Source organism: Acinetobacter sp. NIPH1876 (genome assembly GCF_022808535.1).
GTDB classification, from domain to species: Bacteria; Pseudomonadota; Gammaproteobacteria; order Pseudomonadales; family Moraxellaceae; genus Acinetobacter; species Acinetobacter higginsii.
The window spans coordinates 97,984-117,811 of sequence record NZ_JALGBR010000015.1 but is presented as its reverse complement, the minus strand read 5'-3'; the positions used below and the strand labels follow the sequence as shown (position 1 = coordinate 117,811).

Annotated in this window: 16 protein-coding genes; 5 read left to right on the top strand and 11 right to left on the bottom strand. The window is 41.1% G+C overall.

From position 1 onward, the window contains the following. Positions 1-83 precede the first annotated feature (83 nt). The 5 genes from rpoZ (at position 84) to bfr (ending at position 4,452) form a co-directional block, all read left to right on the top strand. Entirely contained in the window at positions 84-362 is a 279-nt protein-coding gene (gene rpoZ, locus MN869_RS16540; RefSeq protein ID WP_004803954.1) for a DNA-directed RNA polymerase subunit omega, read from the top strand. Positions 363-699: 337 nt separating this feature from the next. Next, the gene (locus MN869_RS16535; protein ID WP_243308783.1) at positions 700-2,817 is read left to right on the top strand and encodes an HD domain-containing protein; all 2,118 of its coding nucleotides are present in this window, start codon (positions 700-702) and stop codon (positions 2,815-2,817) included. A 166-nt stretch (positions 2,818-2,983) separates the two neighbouring features. After that, on the top strand, positions 2,984-3,364 hold the full coding sequence (locus tag MN869_RS16530) for a RidA family protein (protein WP_243308781.1): 381 nt from the start codon (positions 2,984-2,986) through the stop codon (positions 3,362-3,364). A 183-nt stretch (positions 3,365-3,547) separates the two neighbouring features. Then, positions 3,548-3,742 (top strand): bacterioferritin-associated ferredoxin, encoded by a 195-nt coding sequence (locus MN869_RS16525; protein ID WP_004776027.1) that lies wholly within the window; start codon positions 3,548-3,550, stop codon positions 3,740-3,742. 245 nt (positions 3,743-3,987) lie between these two features. Then, positions 3,988-4,452 (top strand): bacterioferritin, encoded by a 465-nt coding sequence (gene bfr / locus MN869_RS16520; protein WP_004803950.1) that lies wholly within the window; start codon positions 3,988-3,990, stop codon positions 4,450-4,452. 69 nt (positions 4,453-4,521) lie between these two features. Here the strand turns inward: bfr and MN869_RS16515 are convergent, their stop codons facing one another. From MN869_RS16515 to gltB, 11 genes are all read right to left on the bottom strand, one after another. Then, the gene (locus MN869_RS16515; protein ID WP_243308779.1) at positions 4,522-6,162 is read right to left on the bottom strand and encodes an O-antigen ligase family protein; all 1,641 of its coding nucleotides are present in this window, start codon (positions 6,160-6,162) and stop codon (positions 4,522-4,524) included. An 82-nt stretch (positions 6,163-6,244) separates the two neighbouring features. Beyond that, positions 6,245-6,979 carry a TfpX/TfpZ family type IV pilin accessory protein gene (gene tfpZ, locus MN869_RS16510; protein ID WP_171550727.1) on the bottom strand — a complete coding sequence of 245 codons (735 nt, stop codon included), beginning with the start codon at positions 6,977-6,979 and terminating at the stop codon, positions 6,245-6,247. 69 nt (positions 6,980-7,048) lie between these two features. Beyond that, the gene (locus MN869_RS16505; protein ID WP_171550728.1) at positions 7,049-7,471 is read right to left on the bottom strand and encodes a pilin; all 423 of its coding nucleotides are present in this window, start codon (positions 7,469-7,471) and stop codon (positions 7,049-7,051) included. Positions 7,472-7,716: 245 nt separating this feature from the next. Beyond that, positions 7,717-8,217: a pilin gene (locus MN869_RS16495; protein ID WP_243308777.1), complete on the bottom strand. Its 501-nt coding sequence runs from the start codon at positions 8,215-8,217 to the stop codon at positions 7,717-7,719. A gap of 413 nt (positions 8,218-8,630) precedes the next feature. Then, complete coding sequence (locus tag MN869_RS16490; protein ID WP_243308775.1) at positions 8,631-9,191, bottom strand: TPM domain-containing protein; 561 nt, start codon at positions 9,189-9,191, stop codon at positions 8,631-8,633. Further along, positions 9,185-10,255, bottom strand: coding sequence for a TPM domain-containing protein (locus MN869_RS16485; RefSeq protein WP_243308764.1), 1,071 nt, complete (start codon positions 10,253-10,255; stop codon positions 9,185-9,187). Before MN869_RS16485 ends, MN869_RS16490 begins: the two co-directional genes overlap by 7 nt. Before the next feature lie 36 nt (positions 10,256-10,291). Further along, positions 10,292-10,882, bottom strand: coding sequence for a LemA family protein (locus tag MN869_RS16480; protein WP_016162297.1), 591 nt, complete (start codon positions 10,880-10,882; stop codon positions 10,292-10,294). A gap of 177 nt (positions 10,883-11,059) precedes the next feature. Further along, positions 11,060-11,950, bottom strand: coding sequence for a metal-dependent hydrolase (locus MN869_RS16475; RefSeq protein ID WP_243308762.1), 891 nt, complete (start codon positions 11,948-11,950; stop codon positions 11,060-11,062). A gap of 114 nt (positions 11,951-12,064) precedes the next feature. Next, on the bottom strand, positions 12,065-13,474 hold the full coding sequence (locus tag MN869_RS16470; protein WP_243308760.1) for an MFS transporter: 1,410 nt from the start codon (positions 13,472-13,474) through the stop codon (positions 12,065-12,067). 185 nt (positions 13,475-13,659) lie between these two features. Beyond that, a complete protein-coding gene (locus tag MN869_RS16465; RefSeq protein ID WP_005185515.1) occupies positions 13,660-15,081 on the bottom strand; it encodes a glutamate synthase subunit beta in 1,422 nt (473 codons plus the stop codon). Between the two features lie 71 nt (positions 15,082-15,152). After that, positions 15,153-19,631, bottom strand: coding sequence for a glutamate synthase large subunit (gene gltB / locus MN869_RS16460; RefSeq protein WP_243308759.1), 4,479 nt, complete (start codon positions 19,629-19,631; stop codon positions 15,153-15,155). Positions 19,632-19,828 lie beyond the last annotated feature (197 nt).

Genomic DNA, 19,828 nt, shown 5'->3' with positions numbered 1-19,828 from the left:
CGCACAAAGCCAATGGAGGCAAACCACCTCTGATGGCTGCTTAACCTCTACTTTTAACTTCGGTTATTTATGGGAGGATTACCATGGCACGTGTAACCGTTGAAGATTGTTTAGACCATGTAGATAACCGCTTCGAGTTAGTACTGGTGGCGAGTAAACGTGCACGTCAATTAGCACGTCAAGGTATGGAACCCACTGTAGAATGGGACAATGATAAGCCAACAGTCGTTGCGCTGCGTGAAATTGCAATTGGTCATGTGACTAAAGAAATTTTAAAACAACGCGATCAAGACTACCAAACATCAAACCTTGATATGGTACTGTCTACAAATTCACTAAACTTAGAAGGTTTTACTTTCTAAATCGAATTTGTTATGCGTAAAGCCCATTGTGAAGACTCTGGGCTTTTTTCTTTCTTGCAAAATTCAATACATATTGATAAAAGCAATATCCGTCATTGAAAAAAATTACGAGTTTTTATAATGAACAAATTGACAAGTTTCTCAATTTGCTTTTCATTAGAAGATAAGCGTAATGTTTGTGAACACTTGCGATCAATGTAAGTTTTCAATGGGATCAAATCTGGTTTACGACATTCAATTCGCATTGAATAGGTGAACCATCAACGTAATATATCTTTATATCGTTGAAGTATCAGCAGACATAGCATTTCTGAATTTAGGTTATAAAAGGTGTTATATGCCAGGCGAAGAGGTCAGCCAAGCCAAGCAGCAGCTCAGAGCAATTATTGAGGCCTATCTTAAAGATAGTGACGTTCAACGAGTACTTGCGGCCTGCGATTTTGCTGATTTAGCCCACAGTGGTATCACCCGTAAAAGTGGTGAGCCATATGTGTTGCACCCAATTGCAGTAAGTTGCATTTTGGCGCATATGCGTCTTGATGCCGATACGCTGATGGCGGCCTTACTGCATGACGTGATTGAAGACACTGAATTTACCAAAGACGAAATTGGACAAAAATATGGCTCAGTGGTCGCCGAATTGGTCGATGGTGTCACCAAACTCAGCCATTCCAGCGATAAAGAATATAACAAAGCCGCCTCCTTCCGAAAAATCTTGCAAGCAACGCTACAAGACCCGCGTGTCATTATTATTAAATTAGCCGATCGCTATCACAACATGACCACCTTAGGTGCATTGCGTCCAGATAAGCGTGCGCGTATTGCACAAGAAACACTGGATATTTTTGTACCTATGGCGCGTCTGGTCGGTATGAATGAGATGGCGGATAACCTAGAACATCTCTGTTATCAAAATCTTGATTTAGACATGTTTAATGATGTGCAAACCGCGCTTTTGGAAACCAAGCCAAAACGCTGTGAATACCAAGCAGTTTGGGAGCAAAAACTTACTGAGCTGTTAAAATCGTACGATCTTAAAGGTCGAATTAAAAAGAAAAACAACAATATCGAATTGCTACGCCATTTTATTAAAAATGAAATTGACTTAAATGAACTCAGCCATAGCCATGCTTTTGAAATTATTTTGCAAAGTATCGCAGACTGTGACCGTCTGGTTGACGCACTGAAAGACAACTTCCAGGTTTTACAATATCATGACCATATTCGCCGCCCTTTACCCGGTGGTAACCAGTCGCTAATGATCCAGCTCAAAGGTGAAAAAACCACGCTTTCATTAACCATCCAAACTGAACTGATGCGTAAGGCAGCTCGTTTTGGTGTAGTGCTTGGCGAAAATGCACCGCAAGCCTGTCGTTCCGCAATTCAAGCCTCGATGCAGAATCTGAATACCCTAATTGATAGTGGTTGTGCCAAAACCACCTTTAGTGATTTGCTTGATTACTTGCACCAAGAAAAAATTTGGGTCTATACCCCACATGGACAATTGCACGAATTACCGCAAGGCGCCACTGTGGTTGATTTTGCTTATTCAGCCAGTCTATTTTTAGGTAACCACGCGGTTGGTGCCAAAGTCGATGGTGAAATTCGTCCATTATCCACCCCACTGCATAGCGGCCAAGTGGTTGAGATCATTACCGATGTTTTAGCAACTCCAAATCCAGACTGGCTCAGCTTCATTAACACACAGAAAGCACGTCGCGCATTGCAAAACATGCTTAGAGAGCAGGATATTGATGAACAGCGCTTAGTTGGTCAGCAAGCGCTAAACCGTGCATTAAAACTATTCCAGCGTTCAATTGATGATCTATCGCCAACTGATTGGACCAATGTGCTGGAGTGGCGTCATTTAAGTAGTAAAGATACTCTATTCGAACAGATTGCGGTGGGTGATCTATTACCACAACTGGTTGCAAATCATTTATTTGCTCAGGATTATCATTCACAGCATCATGAAGCCTCTGATCGTCTGATTTTAGGTACCGAGGGTGTTGATGTAAAATATGCACATTGCTGCAATCCTGTCTTGGGTGACCCAATCCAAGGACATCTCTCCCGACGAGGCTTGATCGTGCATCGCTCACGATGTCGCAATTTATTACATGAACAGCACCTGCATCCAGAAAATATCATGCCATTGCATTGGCAATCCGAAGAAATTGATGATGTCCGTTTCAGTGCTTATTTATGTATTCACATGGCAATGAACGATGAGCAGATCTCTGATTTAATCTATCAATGCCGTAAAGCCAAAACGGGGGTAGAAATGGTTCACTCACAAGACCAAAAAACCTATGTCAACATCGTGGTCAGTAACCGAAATCAAATCGCCCAAATTATCCGAGATTTACGCATGAACTTTGGCTTCCCTCGTATTGAACGCCTAAATATGCCTATCGTACAGCCTGAAGTCGCAAAATTGGCAACCACCAATTAAATACAAGTACAGCTGTAAAATGAATATTTAAAGCATGTTATCGACATAAAAGTTCTAATAATATATCCATGCAACTGCGACTACACAGTACTCAAGACTTTCGTGCCTGAATTTTTGTGTTAAAGTCGCATGGTTTAAGATAGAAAAAACAACCTAGGAGAGCTAAATGTCACGCCAAGTTATTCATACTGAACACGCCCCTGCTGCTATCGGAACATATTCTCAAGCAATTCTTGTTGGCAATACACTCTACCTTTCTGGTCAGATTGGTTTAGATCCGTACAGTATGGAACTTGTAGAAGGCATTGAAGCTCAAATCCGTCGCGTATTTGATAACCTTAAAGCCGTTTGTACTGCGGCTGATGGCAGTTTAGCTGATATTGCCAAACTCAATATCTTTTTAACAGACTTGTCACACTTCCAATTGGTGAACCAAATTATGGGCGAATACTTTGCACAACCCTACCCTGCACGTGCAGCGCTTGGTGTTGCTAGCTTACCCAAAGGTGCTTTGGTGGAAATGGATGGAATTGTGATCATTCCATAAGCACTTTTTTAAATTTATATTTATCAAAAAGTTATAAATCATCAAAAATATCGCCGATCAGGCGGTATTTTTTTATTCAAATTCCCAATAAGAATATACTCATTGTTAGAATGAAATTCATTGACAAACGATAATAATTATCAATAATATCAATTATCGCATTTATATTTGTGGCTCACTCCCATGTATGTTTGTTTATGTCGTGGAATTACCGATCAGGATATCAAAGACGCCGTTGCAAATGGCGCTGAGAGCTATCGTGAAATCCGTGACCTACTCGATCTAGGAACATGTTGTGGTCGTTGTGCTCCTGAAGCCCGCGCTATTATCAGCGATGAACTTGCTGAAATCGCCGCACGTATATCTATAGCTGCCTGATTTATCTTCAAAATTATTCCTCCAATTCATTTCCTGTTTTACGACTCCACCGCTTCCTGTAGAACCTAAAAAGTTCCTCATTTAAGCGGTTTTTTTATAAAAATCATAACCATATCAGGATGTTTTTGATTGTGATTTTCATTTGCCGTTCTATAAATTACTCGCCAGACGATTCTTTGTTGATTAAAATACAATAAATTGCCTTAGCAACTAGGGCATCACTTGGTGTTTTTGGAGTAAGTGCAATGAAAGGCAATCGCGAAGTTATCAATCAGCTCAATCAGGTGCTGTACCACCATTTAACTGCGATCAACCAATATTTCTTACATTCTCGCATGTTTAATGATTGGGGAATCGAACAACTCGGTTCAGCTGAATACAAAGAATCTATTCGCCAAATGAAACATGCAGATAAAGTGATTGAGCGCATTTTATTCTTAGAAGGCTTACCGAATCTACAGCATTTAGGCAAGCTCTATATCGGTCAACATACCGAAGAAGTTCTGAACTGCGATATCCGTAAGGTCAAAGAAAATATTGAGGCAATCAAACAAACTGTTGAACTTGCTGAAGCAGAACAAGATTATGTGACCCGTGATTTGGTCCAAGAAATTTTAGAGAAAGAAGAAGAATATTGGGATTGGCTCGACACCCAACTTGATCTGGTTGAGAATGTAGGTATTGAAAACTATATTCAAAGCCAAATCTAACTCTTCTTTTCAACCCCAACTATTTATTGGGTTGAATCAAAAAATAAAGCCCTAATCAGGGCTTTATTTTTATTTCGCTTGTTTATTTATTTCAACCACTTCTGGCAGGCTAAGTGTTTGTCCATACAGCTGCTGTAAAATAAACAGCTGCTGTTCTGCTTCTTCAAACTTGTGATTATAAACCAATACCTGTGCATACTTTTTCAGGTTATAAGGGGTTGCTTTATTTTTGACTAAAGCATCAATCCACTCCAATTCCGTACCAGACATTTGAGTTTGAGGTTTTAGATTGATCCAATCAAGTCGCTGCTGAAATTGCGTCAATAACAGAATTTTAGAACTTCCCAATATCTCTACTGTAGGTTGCTGCTTTTTAAAAATTAAACGACTGTTTTCCTGAAATAGCTTGTAATCACGCCAAATCAATAACAGCAGTACGATACCAATCAGCCAAATAAAGCGAATGACATTTTTATTTAACGTCACTGCTTTTAGCTGAGGTGTTTGTGCTTGAACTAGACCCAATAAAAAGCCCATGGGCAATAGGAAATACGCATAACGTTGCGGAAACTCCAACATGGCATGAATCAAAATTGCCGCAACCATCAGAATCGCAACCACTGAAGTGATATCTTTGGCATTTCGGTCTAACCAGAAGAACCAGATTGCCATATAACCAATAATCAATAATCCAAGTGGTAAACCATTCCAGACCAAGATATCCAACAAAACATTGTGTGCACTGATCACCCACTCATGCGAAGGATGTAAATTAAAAATACTGATTTGCGCAACACTGGTCTGATTCCAGCCATAGCCTAACCATGGCTGCTCTTTTAGTGCCAAAAGCATCTGCGTCCAGATATCAAAACGTAAATAGCCTGAGCTAGCCCGTTCAGCCAAACTGGTTGTTTGGATGACTTCTGAGTTTAAGAACGTTTCAATGACATTTGTGAGTAGCGGCAAGCCCCATGCTGCAATCACAAAAAAACCGACACACCAAATCCAAAGCTGACCAAAGTTGAAACGTGGTTGCTGCTTGTATTGCTTATACATCCAATAGAATAGAATAAATAAACAGACTACCCATGAAGTTCTAGATTGGGTTAAAGCAATGGTAAATAGGATCAATAGACTAGATGGCACTAACCAACATGTAGCCACGACTCTTTTTTCGTATAGATATAGAGCTCCCATGAGGCCCATAATCAAAAAGGTTGCCAAGTGATTCGGTTGGCCAAAGTTTGCATAAGGGCGATCCCCTTTCAATTGCATCACCCCATTAATAACGCCACCTAAACCACACCATTGCACAATTGCCATAACACTACAGACAATCGCAATACCAAATAGCAGCTTAGAGGTCTCTTGCATCAGCGCTTCACGCTTTTCTGCTTCTAAAGAAAGGTTATAGCCAAGCACAATCATCAGCCAAAAAGCGAATACATATAGAGAGCTTAATAGTGCCGAGCTAAAGTCATTAACCAACCCAAAGCTCCATTGCAGCAATGGAACAGCTATAATCGGTGCGATCCAGAGTTGTACTCTTGGAATAATCATTTTTTTATTGAGAAAAACAGCAAGTAAGACTAAGCCAGCTAAAAAGCTAGCCAGCTCACCTGAAAAAGTCACCCAAGGATAAGTATGAAATGGGGAGAGCCAAGCAAAGCTGATCAGAACGCTGGCAAGAAAAAAGCATAAAAATTGCATACTTTATACATAAGAAAAAAACTTAGTGAATTATATCGCTAAGCCTTAAGTTACAAATTAAATATAAGATAAAAACTACAATTTACTTCCAAGGACGTAGGTCTACAATTTTAACCACTTCACTTTTTTCTTTATTAATGAGAACCGTCATATCAACTGCATTCGCTTTTAAAGGGACAAAAGCCGTAGCTTCAGGATATTTTGCCAAAGTGTTTTTTACCAATGTTTTCTCATTAAATTGGTTTAACAAGGCTAAACTTTGTGAATGTTGTTGAATTTGTTTTTTTACTGTATTTAATGCTACATAGCGTTCTGGTCTTCGTGCTATTGAAATTCCACCCAGAACATCAGCTAGCATATCATCACCACGAGTTTGTTTATCTTTAGCAAACTCAACCCCCACAAATTGTGGTTTCAGCCAAGGAATATGCTGATATTCGGGTAAGGCATGATGGATATTCTCTAAAAAAAGTTCATTCTTTTTTATAAGCTGAAACTGATCCACATAATAGGCAATCCAAATTGGGCGTGCTTTTTCAATCGTATAAACCCCATATCCTAATGCACTCAACTGTAATAATATGATGACACTTAAATCCATTTTTAAGGTTTTTTTATTTTCTTTATAGACTAATAATCCTAAAAATGGCCCAATGATTACATCAATAAATAGCAGCATTAGTAGAATATTAGTTACACCAACTGCTTGGGCAATTGGATCAGGGTACCAAATAAAAAAAATGATTCCAATCACATTCAATGCAATGAAAAAAGAAATTAATAAATGACCAATAAAAAATCTTATACGTTTCGACATCCAATTTCCTTTTTCGATTTACATTGTTTCTATAACGCTTGCAACTCATATAAGCAAGGCATTTTACTACTATCTACATCCAGCTGGTTTATATTTATCACTCACGCCCAAAGATGTGTCACACTTCCACTTCCCATTTTTATCACGACTAAAATAAACAAATTGCCCTTTTAAAGCAGGACTAACTTGCCTTAACTTACACACTAGTGCTTGATCAGCTACATTATGAACATCAGGGGGATTAACGAGATAAGTACATATGTGTGAATACGCGCTAGAAAAAAACATATTTGTTACAGTAAAATCACTGGATGCTGAGCCACCGTGTATAATTAGCTCATATTGAGGTTGTGCACCTCTTAATTCAGCAATTGCAATTGCAATTTGAGACCGTGCAATATGATTCTGATATTGAGGAATTACTATAGCAGAAATAATACCAACAATTGCTACAACAATGATAACTTCGATTAATGTAAAACCCTTATTCATTACTTCACCCCTTTTTTCTTATTCATTCAATAAGCGTGCCAATAAAAATAATGATAAAAATCAAAGTGATGAAATAAAACAATTATTGAGATTTGTTTTTATGTGACCTTTTTAGTCAGTTTGAAATATTTTTTATTATCTCTTAAATAATTAATGTTTTATAAATAAATTAAATATCTTGGATATAATAGGAATAAAAAAAGTGCATCTGTATAAGATGCACTTTTTATCAAAACTAAATATATTTAGTTAATTGTACCAATAGAGCAAGCTTTATTTTCAAACTTTTTATCAACATCACTTACACAAGACCATGTACCATTTGAATCACGGAATAATTGAACATTTTTAGTATTAATACCAGGATTTCCAGTAGTAAATGTTAAAGTTATTGCACCTGAACCATTAGTTAAATCTTTAAGAACAATTTTACCAAATGATGGATTTACAATTCCTAAATCTTCAGCGCGTTCACCACGAACCGCTGCTTGAGCATCTCCGGCACCTGGAGCTGATTCAGGAACTGCTGCTTTTGGTTCAGTTGTGCCATCTGGGAATTCACCATATTCCATCACGTATTCCTCCAAACCAGTCTTATTGGCCGAAACCGTTTGTACTGCCGCTGCAATATTTGAACGACCTACATAGTTTTGATATTGCGGAATCGCAATCGCAGCCAAGATACCAATGATCGCCACAACGATCATCAATTCGATAAGAGTAAAACCCTTTTGCATTGATTTCATAACATTTCTCCAATGGATATTTTTTTATAAGCTTTTTTCAGCTATTTAGTAATTAGCATGTTTTATGCCAGTCCTTAGCTTAGCTAATTTTAACCTAAAAAAACAGGGACTTAAAAAAAATTCATGCTGGATAAAATGAGAGCAATTCAGACATTTTAAGAAAAAAAATGACAAATAACGTCAGCTTTACTGCTTAATTATTCATTTTTTTAGCTAATGAATTTGATTACTTTCTACTTGTATGTAAATTGAGCGACTCAATTCACAGAAAATTTATTGATATTTTTTTTACCGCTTATCAGAAGATATTTGGAACAAACCACCGATAATAGATTTAATGTACAGAACATTCTGCACATTAATAGATTTTAAACAAAACAACAAGCCCTATTTTTAAATGGCAAGATCGTATTTTAATTTAGAATAATCGGCTCATTCGGCAATTCATTTTGATCATTCAGGTCTGTTTTCACATAATATTGGTCTAGTACCTGTCCAACCTCTGCAACACCATTATTTACGGCGAGTAAATATTGCTTTTGAGCCAATAACTGCACAATGTTTTGACAAATCGTATTCCATGTTTCAATAGGTGTAGCATTTTTTAAACCGCGATCAATCACAATCTCGACTTTACGCTCACATAGATTGAGATAGAGCAATACACCACTATTCAGTTCGGTATCCCAAACTCCAAGCTCGGCAAACAATTGCTGAGCGCGTAAACGAGTATTTTGATGATAGGCTTGTGAACAAGGGATATGTCCTTCAATCACCACCTGAATCTCTCCGACATGGCCCTTTTCCGCTTGCTGTACCGCTTTGGCAATCTCTGATCGATCTTGCTTACTAAAATAACGATGTGCAGAAGAGACATAGAGAAAGTGCTTAAACCAACGCTTTAAACTCGGTTGCACATGCTCATCCAGTTTAGGCTGAGTAATAATCTGTGTTGTATCTGTCTTGGTTACCATGAGCCTGATGCTCCTCCCCCGCCAAAGCTGCCACCGCCACCGCTATAACCACCACCACTGCCGCCACCAAAACCACCTCCGCCGCCACCGCGACCACCACCCGATAGAAAGGCTTGGAAAATCAGTTGCGCCAACGAGGTGATCAATAAAAAGAAAATCCCGACACCGAGTAATAAGCTCATCACTAGACCCGCACCGTTGACCAAACCTGCAACAGTTGCAGCCACAGCTGCAGTGGAAGCACTTAAACGATTACCGACAATAAATGAACCGACGACACCTGCAACCAGAATGAATAACGCCATGGTGAGGGTGTTGTCTTTAGCCTGCTGTGCTTGGATTGCTTGTTCATGCCGATCTTTCAACTCTTGGGCGGCTTGCTGCGCAATCTCTGGGTCTAAATTAACGATACGACTGATTTCATCTAATCCCGCAGAAATCCCTTGTGCATACTGCCCCTGTTTAAAATAGGGTGTGATTTGATTGCGGATAATTCGACTCAATACCACATCAGGCAGTACGCCCTCCAAGCCATAACCCGTCAAGATCTGGATATTACGGTCATTGACTGCAATTGCCATCAATAAACCATTATCGCGTTTGGCTGAGCCAAGCTGCCATTTTTCACCCGTTCTCAAAGCAAAATCAAAAATGGCTTCCTGCCCAGTGGTTGGTACGATAATCACCCCGATTTGCGCTTTACCTTGCTGATACAGACTGAGAATTTTCTGATTGAGTTGCTGCATTTCAGCAGCACTCAATACTTTGGCCTGATCAATCACGGGTTGATTTAAAGTTGGCAAACCACGAATCGATTCGCCCTCTGCCATGTCATTGGCCACTTGGGGTAATGCAGGAGTTTCAGCATTTGACGTGGCTGGTGTAGTCGTCGTTTTATTCTTTTGCTGTTCTTGGATAATTTTACCCGCAACAAGCGCATCACTTTGATCGGTTGCGGTCGCGACTTCAGCCCAAACCGCATGTTGGAAAAACAGTGTCGCAAAAATAATGGTTAAAACAGGTAGGATTCTCTGCTTTAAGCTCTGCTTAAACACGTTCAACATACGGTAACTCCTCACAGTTCAAAACAATTTCACAGATTAATTAAATGAAACTGTTGGCGCTTGCTGTGCAGACTGTTCCGCTTTAAAGTTTTCTTTGGTTTTCATGCCAATGACTTTAGCAGTCAACGCTTGAGGAAATTGGCGTACATAGCCGTTGTAATCTTGAACCGTGGTAATATAACGATTACGCGCAACCGCGATACGGTTTTCAGTACCTTCAAGTTGTGCCTGTAAATCACGGAATTGCTCATTGGCTTTTAAGTCAGGATAACTTTCTGAAACCGCAATCAAACGTGATAAAGCACCCGTCAATTGGCTTTGCGCTTGTTGGTATTTCTCAAATAGCGCTGGATCTTCCAACACTTCTTTATCAACTTTTAAACCAGCAACATTCGAACGTGCTTGCGTAACTTCAACCAAAACTTGCTCTTCATGTTTGGCATAGCCTTTCACCACATTGACCAAATTCGGCACCAGATCGGCACGGCGTTGATATTGGTTTTGAACTTCAGACCAAGAAGCTGTCACTGCCTCGTCTTTAACTTGCAAAGTGTTATAACCACAACCAGTAAATAACAGTGTGCTTGCTAATACCGTTGCGAGTGCGGTTTGTTTGATGATTTTCATAAAAATTTATCCTCAAGTTTTTCTTTATATTTTTGCGATAATTCATTGTAATGAGATTTTTTGTCGGCTGTGTAACATTTATTAAAGTTGCTTTATCTGAATTTAAATAAAAAAGGCATTACTCAAGAACCTTGATGTAATGCCATGCTAAGCAACTTTGATGGTATTGGATGATGATTAACTATAAATTTTAGAAGCAGTTTCCTCTTGGAAGCTCGCCATACCATATTCATCGGCCATGCGTGCTTTCCAGTAATTTACCAATGCGGTGTAATCATGTTTGGCTGGATGAAAATCAGCTTGATAATAAGATAAATACTCAGGAATCAACTGTAATAGCATTTTACTCAGTAAATACATACCAAACAGATTGCCACCCAATTTCGGTAAGCTCTTCCATTTATCCTGCCAGATCAACCGCGTGGTTGCATAAAACGTCAGGCTGGCAAAGCCTGTCGTCACACTTCGCATCAGTAAACGACGGATACGATCATCGCCATAGACTTCTTGGTAGACATCAAATGCCACCGAACGATGCTCGATTTCTTCAATTGCATGCCAAACCCAAAGTTTCATCGCATCATCATCTAGCGTACTGAGAATTTCTGGGTGTTTTAAAATATAACCGCCTAACATCGCTGTGAAATGTTCAAAAGCGCAAGTTAAGGCCAGTTGTAATTTCGGGTGAATATTTCGCAACATATCATCCCGTTTCGCCAACCACGCCTGAAAACGATCGAGATTATAATCCTCACGTCGCCATGCATCGTTAAACTCAGTATGTGCTTTGGAGTGCATCGCCTCTTGCCCAATAAATGCCGCAATCTGCGCCTGCAGCTGAGGATCTTGTACTTTATCTCGGACATTGCGGACACTATTCACAAAATACTGTTCTCCAATTGGAAATGTTGAAGACAGTGCTGTTAATAGATGTGACATGATTGGAGAATTAGCAAAATAATGACGTTTGATTTTTTTTGGATTAAATTGCAAACGTCGTACTGTAATTCCCAATGCTTTAGGGCGATTTAAATAATTTTTTTCCACATTCACATTTGCAAGAGCCATCTCGATTGCCTGCATCATTTCCCGAACTGGGTTTGAGTATTGCGCGGGGAAAATGGCAATGACAGGGCAAAAAAGCTTATAAAGTTTGCCAAAACTACCAAAATGATGATTGGTTTATGACGATGACATGGAGTCGATGCACTGCTCTTGTTTAATTTTTCTCAAGCTCCATATGGCTGTAAGAAACAGTCCGCCCATGATTGCCACGACCATATGAAAAGAAAATAACTGCGCCTGAGCCATCGAATAATGCAAGCTTACAACACTCCATTGAATGATAAATGCAGTTAATGTGCCTAATACCGCAATCCCAAAAGTCAGTCCAAGTTGTCTGAGCATATTTAAAATTGCAGCGGCAAAGCTGGCATCTGCCTGCGATACTGCATGCAGGCTCAAGGTACTCGAACTCGGCACGATCAATCCAATGCCTGCACCCATCATGCCACTTAAGCCAATAAACAGCAGATATGAAGAATTACTCTGAAAACTGACCATCGCGATCAATGCAACGCCTGAGATCAGCAACCCGATCCGAAGCAATGACAATGCTCCATAACTTTGCTGCAAGCGACCAAAGCAAATGGAAACCAGCGCCTGCATCAGAAATTGTGGTGCAATCAACCAGCCTGCTTGCGCTGCACTTAAATGAACTTGTTCCTGATAAAACAAGGCAAACACAAATAAAGAGCTATACCCTGCAAACCCCAATAAAAATGAAATCAGGTTAAAACGCAAAAAAATGTGGTTACGGAATAAGTGACGTGGAATCAGTGGATGCAAAGCGTGTTTTTGATGTCGAATAAAAATCAGCGCAAACACCACCGAAAGCAAGAAACTAAAAACAATCAAATACCCTATATGCGCTTGCTGTACCATGATAATGCTATAGGTCAGCGTTGCAATTGCAATCACGCTATAAATCAGCCCTAAATAGTCAAAACTTACTTTTTGCTGGCTTGAATCTGCTTCAATCCCTTTCCAGCCTAAAAACAAGGCCAATAATCCAACGGGTAGATTTAACCAAAAAATACTCTGCCAGCCTAGATAATGCACCATGAGGCCACCCATGAGTGGCCCAACAATTAAGGCAAAAGCACTGAATGAACTCCAGTTGCCAATTTCTCGTGCTCTTCGATCGACTTGGGTAAAGTGATGTACGATGATTGCAAGAGTTAAAGGAATCAGCATCGCCCCCGCAACGCCTTGGATCACTCGCCCAATAATCAATAAGCTAAAATCTGGCGCAGCGGCACAAATCACCGAGCCAAAAATAAAGATCACGACACCCGTCAACCACAGACGTTTGCGCCCTAACCATTGACTTAAAGCCCCCACCGCCAACATTAAGCTCGACATACTCAGTGCATAGCTATCAATCACCCACTGCAAATCTGCGAGATGGCTATTAAACTGTGTCTGAATTGCGGTTAAAGCCAGATTGACACTGCTCAAATCCACCAAACAAAGAAAGGTACTGGTATACAGCGCAGCAATTAACAGCCTGTCATTGAGTTTCGATGTCATTATTTTATCCACTCAGCACAACAAAATGAGAATTATTATCATTAATAGCATAGCAATTTATTGACTGCTTGTTAACGTTTTTTATTTTCTTTAGCCACAACAGTTAGATTACAGATCATCAACCCGATAAAAAAGCCCAAGCATGAGGCTTGGGCTTTTTGACAACTTAAATAAAGAAAAAGAGCTTACACGCCAAGGTAGTCCAAAATGCCTTCAGCAGCTTGACGACCTTCCCAGATTGCGGTGACCACCAAGTCAGAACCACGCACCATATCGCCACCCGCAAAGATTTTTGGATTCGAGGTCTGGAACTTGAACTCTTGTTGTTCAGCCGCGACCACACGACCTGAACCATCCAATCCGACATTTGCAGTGCTAAACCAATCTGCTGGGCTTGGACGGAAACCGAATGCAAGTAACACCGCATCTGCTGGTAACACTTCTTCAGAACCCGGAATTGGTTCAGGGCTACGACGACCACGACTATCTGGTGCACCCATTTGTGTAGTTACAACCTTAACGCCAGTCACTTTGCCATTTTCACCAACAATTTCAATTGGTTGTCGGTTGAACAGGAATTTTACACCCTCTTCATAAGCATTCTTCACTTCACGTGCAGAACCTGGCATGTTGCTTTCATCACGACGATATGCACAGGTCACATCATGTGCACCTTGACGTAATGAAGTACGGTTACAGTCCATCGCGGTATCACCACCACCTAGAACAATGACTTTTTTACCGTCTAGATTGATGTATTCGCTTGGATCTTTTTCCCAACCTTGGCAACGATTCACATTGGCAATCAAGAAATCCAATGCATCATGCACACCATTGAGATCTTCACCAGGGAAACCACCCTTCATATAGGTATAAGTTCCCATGCCCATAAATACGGCATCGTATTCAGTCAGAAGTTGTTCAATGGTTACGTCAACACCAATCTCGGTATTTAAACGAAACTCAATGCCCATTCCAGTGAAGATTTCACGACGACGTTTCATCACATCTTTTTCCATTTTAAATTCTGGAATACCAAATGTGAGAAGACCACCGATTTCAGGACGTTTATCAAATACCACTGGTTTTACACCACCACGTGCAAGAATATCTGCACAGCCTAAGCCTGCAGGACCTGCACCAATGATCGCAACTTTTTTATCAGTCCATTTGACCCCAGACATATCTGGGCGCCAGCCTAATGCAAAGGCTGTATCGTTAATATATTTTTCAGCATTACCAATGGTCACCGCACCAAAACCATCGTTTAAGGTACAAGCACCTTCACACAACCGGTCTTGTGGACAAACACGACCACATACTTCTGGCAAGGTGTTGGTTTGGTGGCAAAGTTCAGCGGCTTGGAAAATTTGACCTTCTGCAATCAGCTTTAACCAGTTTGGAATATAGTTATGTACAGGACATTTCCACTCACAATACGGGTTACCACAACCTAAACAACGGTGGGTCTGATTCGCAGCCACTTCCGCAGTAAAAGGTTTATAAATTTCCACAAACTCTGCCTTGCGGACAGTAATATCTTTTTTCTCTGGATCTTGGCGTGCTACATCCAGAAATTGAAAGTCATTATTCAGGCGCTCTGCCATGTCTCTCTCCGTGGGTAGGCGCAGCGATGTCCCTCATCTCTGCACCTGCCTATGTCTATGCAGTCGTGGAATTATTGTGGATCAGCTTGGGTTGTTTTCAAAAGCGTTTGCAAATTAGCAGCTTTTGGTTTTACCAGCCAGAACTTACGACTATAGAAGTCGAACTCATTACGGATCTTGTAGGCCCAAGCACTACCCGTCTCTTGGATATGTTCGTCAAGAATACGCAGTAGATTTTCTTTGTGGTCTTCCATCGCTTCTGTAGAAATACGATTGAGATCAATAAGTTCGTGGTTATAGTAGTCAACAAAGTCATTATCAAGGTCAAGTACATAAGCAAAACCACCGGTCATGCCTGCACCGAAGTTATGACCCACTTTACCCAATACGGTCACCACACCACCTGTCATATATTCACAACAGTGGTCGCCCGCACCTTCAATCACGGCAAATGCGCCCGAGTTACGAACCGCAAAACGCTCGCCCGCAGTTCCCGCCGCAAAGACTTTACCACCAGTCGCACCATATAAACAGGTGTTACCAATGATCGCAGTATTTTGCGTTTGGAATGGTGAACCTTTTGGTGGGAAGATCGATACTCGACCACCCGCCATACCTTTACCGACATAGTCGTTGGCATCACCTTCAAGTTTGATATGCAAACCACCTGCGTTCCAAACCCCAAGCGACTGACCTGCTGTACCGACAAGGTTCATCACCACTGGGCTGTTTTCCATACCCAAGTTGCCATAACGGCGTGCAATTTCTCCTGAGATACGTGCACCAATCGAACGGTCACAGTTACCTACTGTGAAGTTGAATGAGCCGCCAGCACCTGCTTCAATTGCTGGTAACATCTCTGCCACCATTTTCTCCGCCAATACGCCTTTATCGAATGGTGCATTGCCTTGAACTTGGCAATATTGCGCCTTGCCTTCAGCAGCAGGATGCGAAGTTAATAACGCACTAAGGTCAAGATGTGCGTGCTTGTCTGTTTCACCTGGTAAAACTTCAAGTAGATCTACACGACCAATCAAATCTTTTAATGATGCAACACCAAGTGCAGCTAACCATTCACGCGTCTCTTCAGCAATAAACTTGAAGAAGTTGATCAGCATTTCTGGCTCGCCAATATAATGCTCTTGACGTAAATGATCTTGTTGCGTTGCAACACCAGTCGCACAGTTATTCAAATGGCAAATACGCAGGTATTTACAGCCTAAAGCAATCATCGGTGTCGAACCAAAACCAAAGCTTTCAGCACCTAAAATTGCCGCTTTCACCACGTCTAAACCTGTTTTCAAACCGCCATCGGTTTGAACACGGACTTTACCACGCAAATCATTTACACGAAGGGCCTGATGCGCTTCACTTAAACCGAGTTCCCATGGTGAACCCGCATGGTGAATCGATGACAGTGGAGATGCTGCTGTACCACCGTCATAACCCGAAATGGTAATGAAGTCGGCATAGGCTTTTGCAACACCTGCCGCAATCGTTCCAACACCTGGTTCAGAGACTAGTTTTACCGAGACCATTGCCTGAGGATTGACTTGTTTCAAGTCAAAAATCAATTGTGATAAATCCTCGATTGAATAAATATCATGGTGCGGTGGCGGTGAAATCAAAGTCACACCTGGTACTGAGTAACGTAAACGCGCAATTAAGCCATTCACTTTACCGCCTGGTAACTGACCACCTTCACCTGGTTTTGCACCCTGTGCAACTTTAATCTGCAACACTTCAGCAGAAGTTAAATATGCAGGAGTTACACCAAAACGACCTGATGCAATCTGTTTGATTTTCGAGTTACGGATTGTGCCATAACGCGCAGGATCTTCACCGCCCTCACCTGAGTTTGAACGACCACCAATGGTATTCATGGCAATTGCAATTGCTTCATGCGCTTCTGGTGATAATGCACCTAAAGACATGCCTGCAGAGTCAAAGCGTGGAAGAATATCTTCAATCGTTTCAACTTGATCTAAAGCAATTGAATTTGTTGTTTTTAACTTAAATAAGTCACGGATCGTTGCGACAGGACGGTTGTTGACCAGTTCTGCATATTCTTTAAAGTCAACGTATTGACCAGAACGAACCGCTTTATGCAAAGAGTTAATCACGTCTGGGTTGAACGCGTGATACTCTTTACCAAATACGAATTTAAGCAAACCACCTTGATCAATCGGCTTACGATGCTGCCAAGCTGTGGTTGCTAGTTTTTTCTGATCTTTCTCTAGGTCTGCAAATGTTGCACCTTGAATACGGCTTGGTACGCCAAGGAAACATTTATCCACCACTTCAGATGATAGACCGACCGCTTCGAATAATTGACCACCACGATAAGAGGCAACCGTAGAGATCCCCATTTTAGAAAGGACTTTGAGTAAGCCTTTCTCCATGCCTTTACGGAAGTTCGCTTGCGCCTGAATTGGATCACCCAATAACTCGCCTTTTGCAACCAAATCATTGATCACATCATAAGCCAGATATGGATAAACTGCTGTCGCACCAAAGCCAAGCAATACTGCAAATTGATGTGGATCACGTGCAAAACCAGTTTCAACTAAAATGTTCGCATCGGTACGCAAACCGGTTTTAATTAAATGATGGTGTACCGCACCTGTTGCCAATGCCGCGTTTGCAGGTAAGAAACCTTCACGGAAGTTTTTATCCGTTAATACGATTAAGGTTTTACCATCACGTACGGCCTGTGCTGATTCTTCACAAATCCGTGCAATTGCTGCTTGTAACCCTTCAGCTTCAACATAGTTCAGATCAATATCGACAACACCATAACCATCGCGTTCTTTTTCAACATCGCGAAGCTGCTGCATTTTTGAATTAGACAATACAGGGCTTGAAATGATGATACGGTCTGCATGCTCTGGACCTTGCTCGAACACATTTTGTTCGCGACCCAAACAAGTTTCCAATGACATCACGATCGATTCACGTAATGGATCGATTGGCGGGTTGGTCACTTGTGCAAACTGCTGACGGAAGTAGTCAGAAACATGGCGAACTTGACGGGATAATACCGCCATTGGCGTATCATCACCCATTGAACCGACTGCTTCTTGGCCACTTTCTGCGATTGGACGTAACAATTGGTCGCGCTCTTCAAATGTCACCATAAACATTTTTTGAGCTGCTTTTAATGCATCGCCAGTTAAGCCTTGATCAACCAATTGCTCTTCAAGCTGTGGATTGGCTTGTAAACGAATCGCATGATCACGCAACCATTCACGATATGGGCGCATATTTTTAAGGTGATTGCTGACATCTTTAGTCTCAAGCACTTTGCCTGTTAAAGTATCAATCACTAAAATTTGACCAGGGCCGACACGGCCTTTAGACACCACATCTTCAGGTTCATAGCCCCATACACCAATTTCTGATGCAAGCGTGATGTAATCATTCTTGGTGATCACCCAACGCGCTGGACGTAAACCATTACGGTCAAGCATACAGATCGCATGACGACCATCTTGAATCACCAGACCTGCAGGACCGTCCCAAGCTTCCATATGCTTCGAGTTGAACTCATAGAATGCACGTAGATCAGCATCTAAAGTCTCGACGTTTTGCCATGCTGGTGGAACCAGCATACGTAAGGCACGGAATAAATCCATACCACCACCAACCAAGATTTCAAGCATGTTATCTAAGCTTGAAGAATCCGAGCCAGTACGGTTCACAATTGGATTTAACTCAGTTAAACCTGGTAGTAATGGGTTTTCAAACTTTGGAGTACGTGCCAATGCCCAGTTACGGTTTGCAGTAATGGTATTAATTTCACCATTGTGTGCAAGGTAACGGAAAGGCTGTGCCAACGGCCAACGTGGTAAGGTATTGGTCGAGAAACGTTGGTGGAATACCACAATATGTGATTTTAACCGTTCATCCGCCAAGTCAGTATAGAAGTCAGCAATTGCCGCTGGCATCATCAAACCTTTATAGGTGATAACAGTCGTTGCCAACGTCGTCACATAGAAAAGCGGATCATTTTGTAATTGTTGTTCTGCACGACGACGAGCCAAGAAGAGCTTACGGTTAAACTCAACTTCGGTTAAACCCATCGGGCAGTTCACTAGAATTTGTTCAAATGCAGGCAAAGATTGCAGTGCAATTTCACCTAAAGCATCATTATTGGTTGGAACGACACGCCATGCTGCAACAGTTAAACCTTCAGCAGCAATTTCTTTATTCAAAATATTTTTGGCATTTTGCGCTAAAGCAGGATCGATGTTTAGGAATACCGTACCAGCAGCAAAAATCTCAGTCAGATTACTACCTAATTTCTGTGCTTCTTCACGGAAAAATTGTTTCGGCATCGCCAATAACAATCCGCAACCATCTCCTGTCTTACCATCCGCGGCAATACCACCACGGTGCGTCATGCAACTTAAACTGTGAATCGCAGTTTCGACCAGATGATGGCTTGAGTCACCCTTCATATGGGCAATCAGACCAAAACCACAGTTATCCTTAAACTCATCAGGCTGATATAAACCTTGAGCGGGAGCTACAGTATTAGGCGATGGCATGTGCATAGCGTACCCTTCTTTCAACATGGCTCTTTCGAGCAACAAACAATCAATTCATTTTCTGCGATATTGCCGATTAACTCATACAAAGTTCAATGCTTCGCGAAAACATTTTTCATGGCGAATTTGCAATATACGTCTTTCCTTTACGAGATTGCACCCTATAAAGTGTTTTCAGTTATTACACCTTCACCTAG

Bases quoted from the DNA above. Each gene is read 5' to 3' on its own strand.
- MN869_RS16465 (WP_005185515.1), bottom strand. From the start codon at position 15,081: ATGGCAGAGCGCCTGAATAATGACTTTCAATTTCTGGATGTAGCACGC.
- MN869_RS16535 (WP_243308783.1), top strand. From the start codon at position 700: ATGCCAGGCGAAGAGGTCAGCCAAGCCAAGCAGCAGCTCAGAGCAATT.
- MN869_RS16485 (WP_243308764.1), bottom strand. From the start codon at position 10,255: ATGTTGAACGTGTTTAAGCAGAGCTTAAAGCAGAGAATCCTACCTGTT.
- MN869_RS16515 (WP_243308779.1), bottom strand. From the start codon at position 6,162: ATGCAATTTTTATGCTTTTTTCTTGCCAGCGTTCTGATCAGCTTTGCT.
- MN869_RS16505 (WP_171550728.1), bottom strand. From the start codon at position 7,471: ATGAATAAGGGTTTTACATTAATCGAAGTTATCATTGTTGTAGCAATT.
- MN869_RS16470 (WP_243308760.1), bottom strand. From the start codon at position 13,474: ATGACATCGAAACTCAATGACAGGCTGTTAATTGCTGCGCTGTATACC.
- rpoZ (WP_004803954.1), top strand. From the start codon at position 84: ATGGCACGTGTAACCGTTGAAGATTGTTTAGACCATGTAGATAACCGC.
- MN869_RS16480 (WP_016162297.1), bottom strand. From the start codon at position 10,882: ATGAAAATCATCAAACAAACCGCACTCGCAACGGTATTAGCAAGCACA.
- tfpZ (WP_171550727.1), bottom strand. From the start codon at position 6,979: ATGTCGAAACGTATAAGATTTTTTATTGGTCATTTATTAATTTCTTTT.
- gltB (WP_243308759.1), bottom strand. From the start codon at position 19,631: ATGCCATCGCCTAATACTGTAGCTCCCGCTCAAGGTTTATATCAGCCT.
- MN869_RS16525 (WP_004776027.1), top strand. From the start codon at position 3,548: ATGTATGTTTGTTTATGTCGTGGAATTACCGATCAGGATATCAAAGAC.
- MN869_RS16495 (WP_243308777.1), bottom strand. From the start codon at position 8,217: ATGAAATCAATGCAAAAGGGTTTTACTCTTATCGAATTGATGATCGTT.
- MN869_RS16475 (WP_243308762.1), bottom strand. From the start codon at position 11,950: ATGGCTCTTGCAAATGTGAATGTGGAAAAAAATTATTTAAATCGCCCT.
- bfr (WP_004803950.1), top strand. From the start codon at position 3,988: ATGAAAGGCAATCGCGAAGTTATCAATCAGCTCAATCAGGTGCTGTAC.
- MN869_RS16490 (WP_243308775.1), bottom strand. From the start codon at position 9,191: ATGGTAACCAAGACAGATACAACACAGATTATTACTCAGCCTAAACTG.
- MN869_RS16530 (WP_243308781.1), top strand. From the start codon at position 2,984: ATGTCACGCCAAGTTATTCATACTGAACACGCCCCTGCTGCTATCGGA.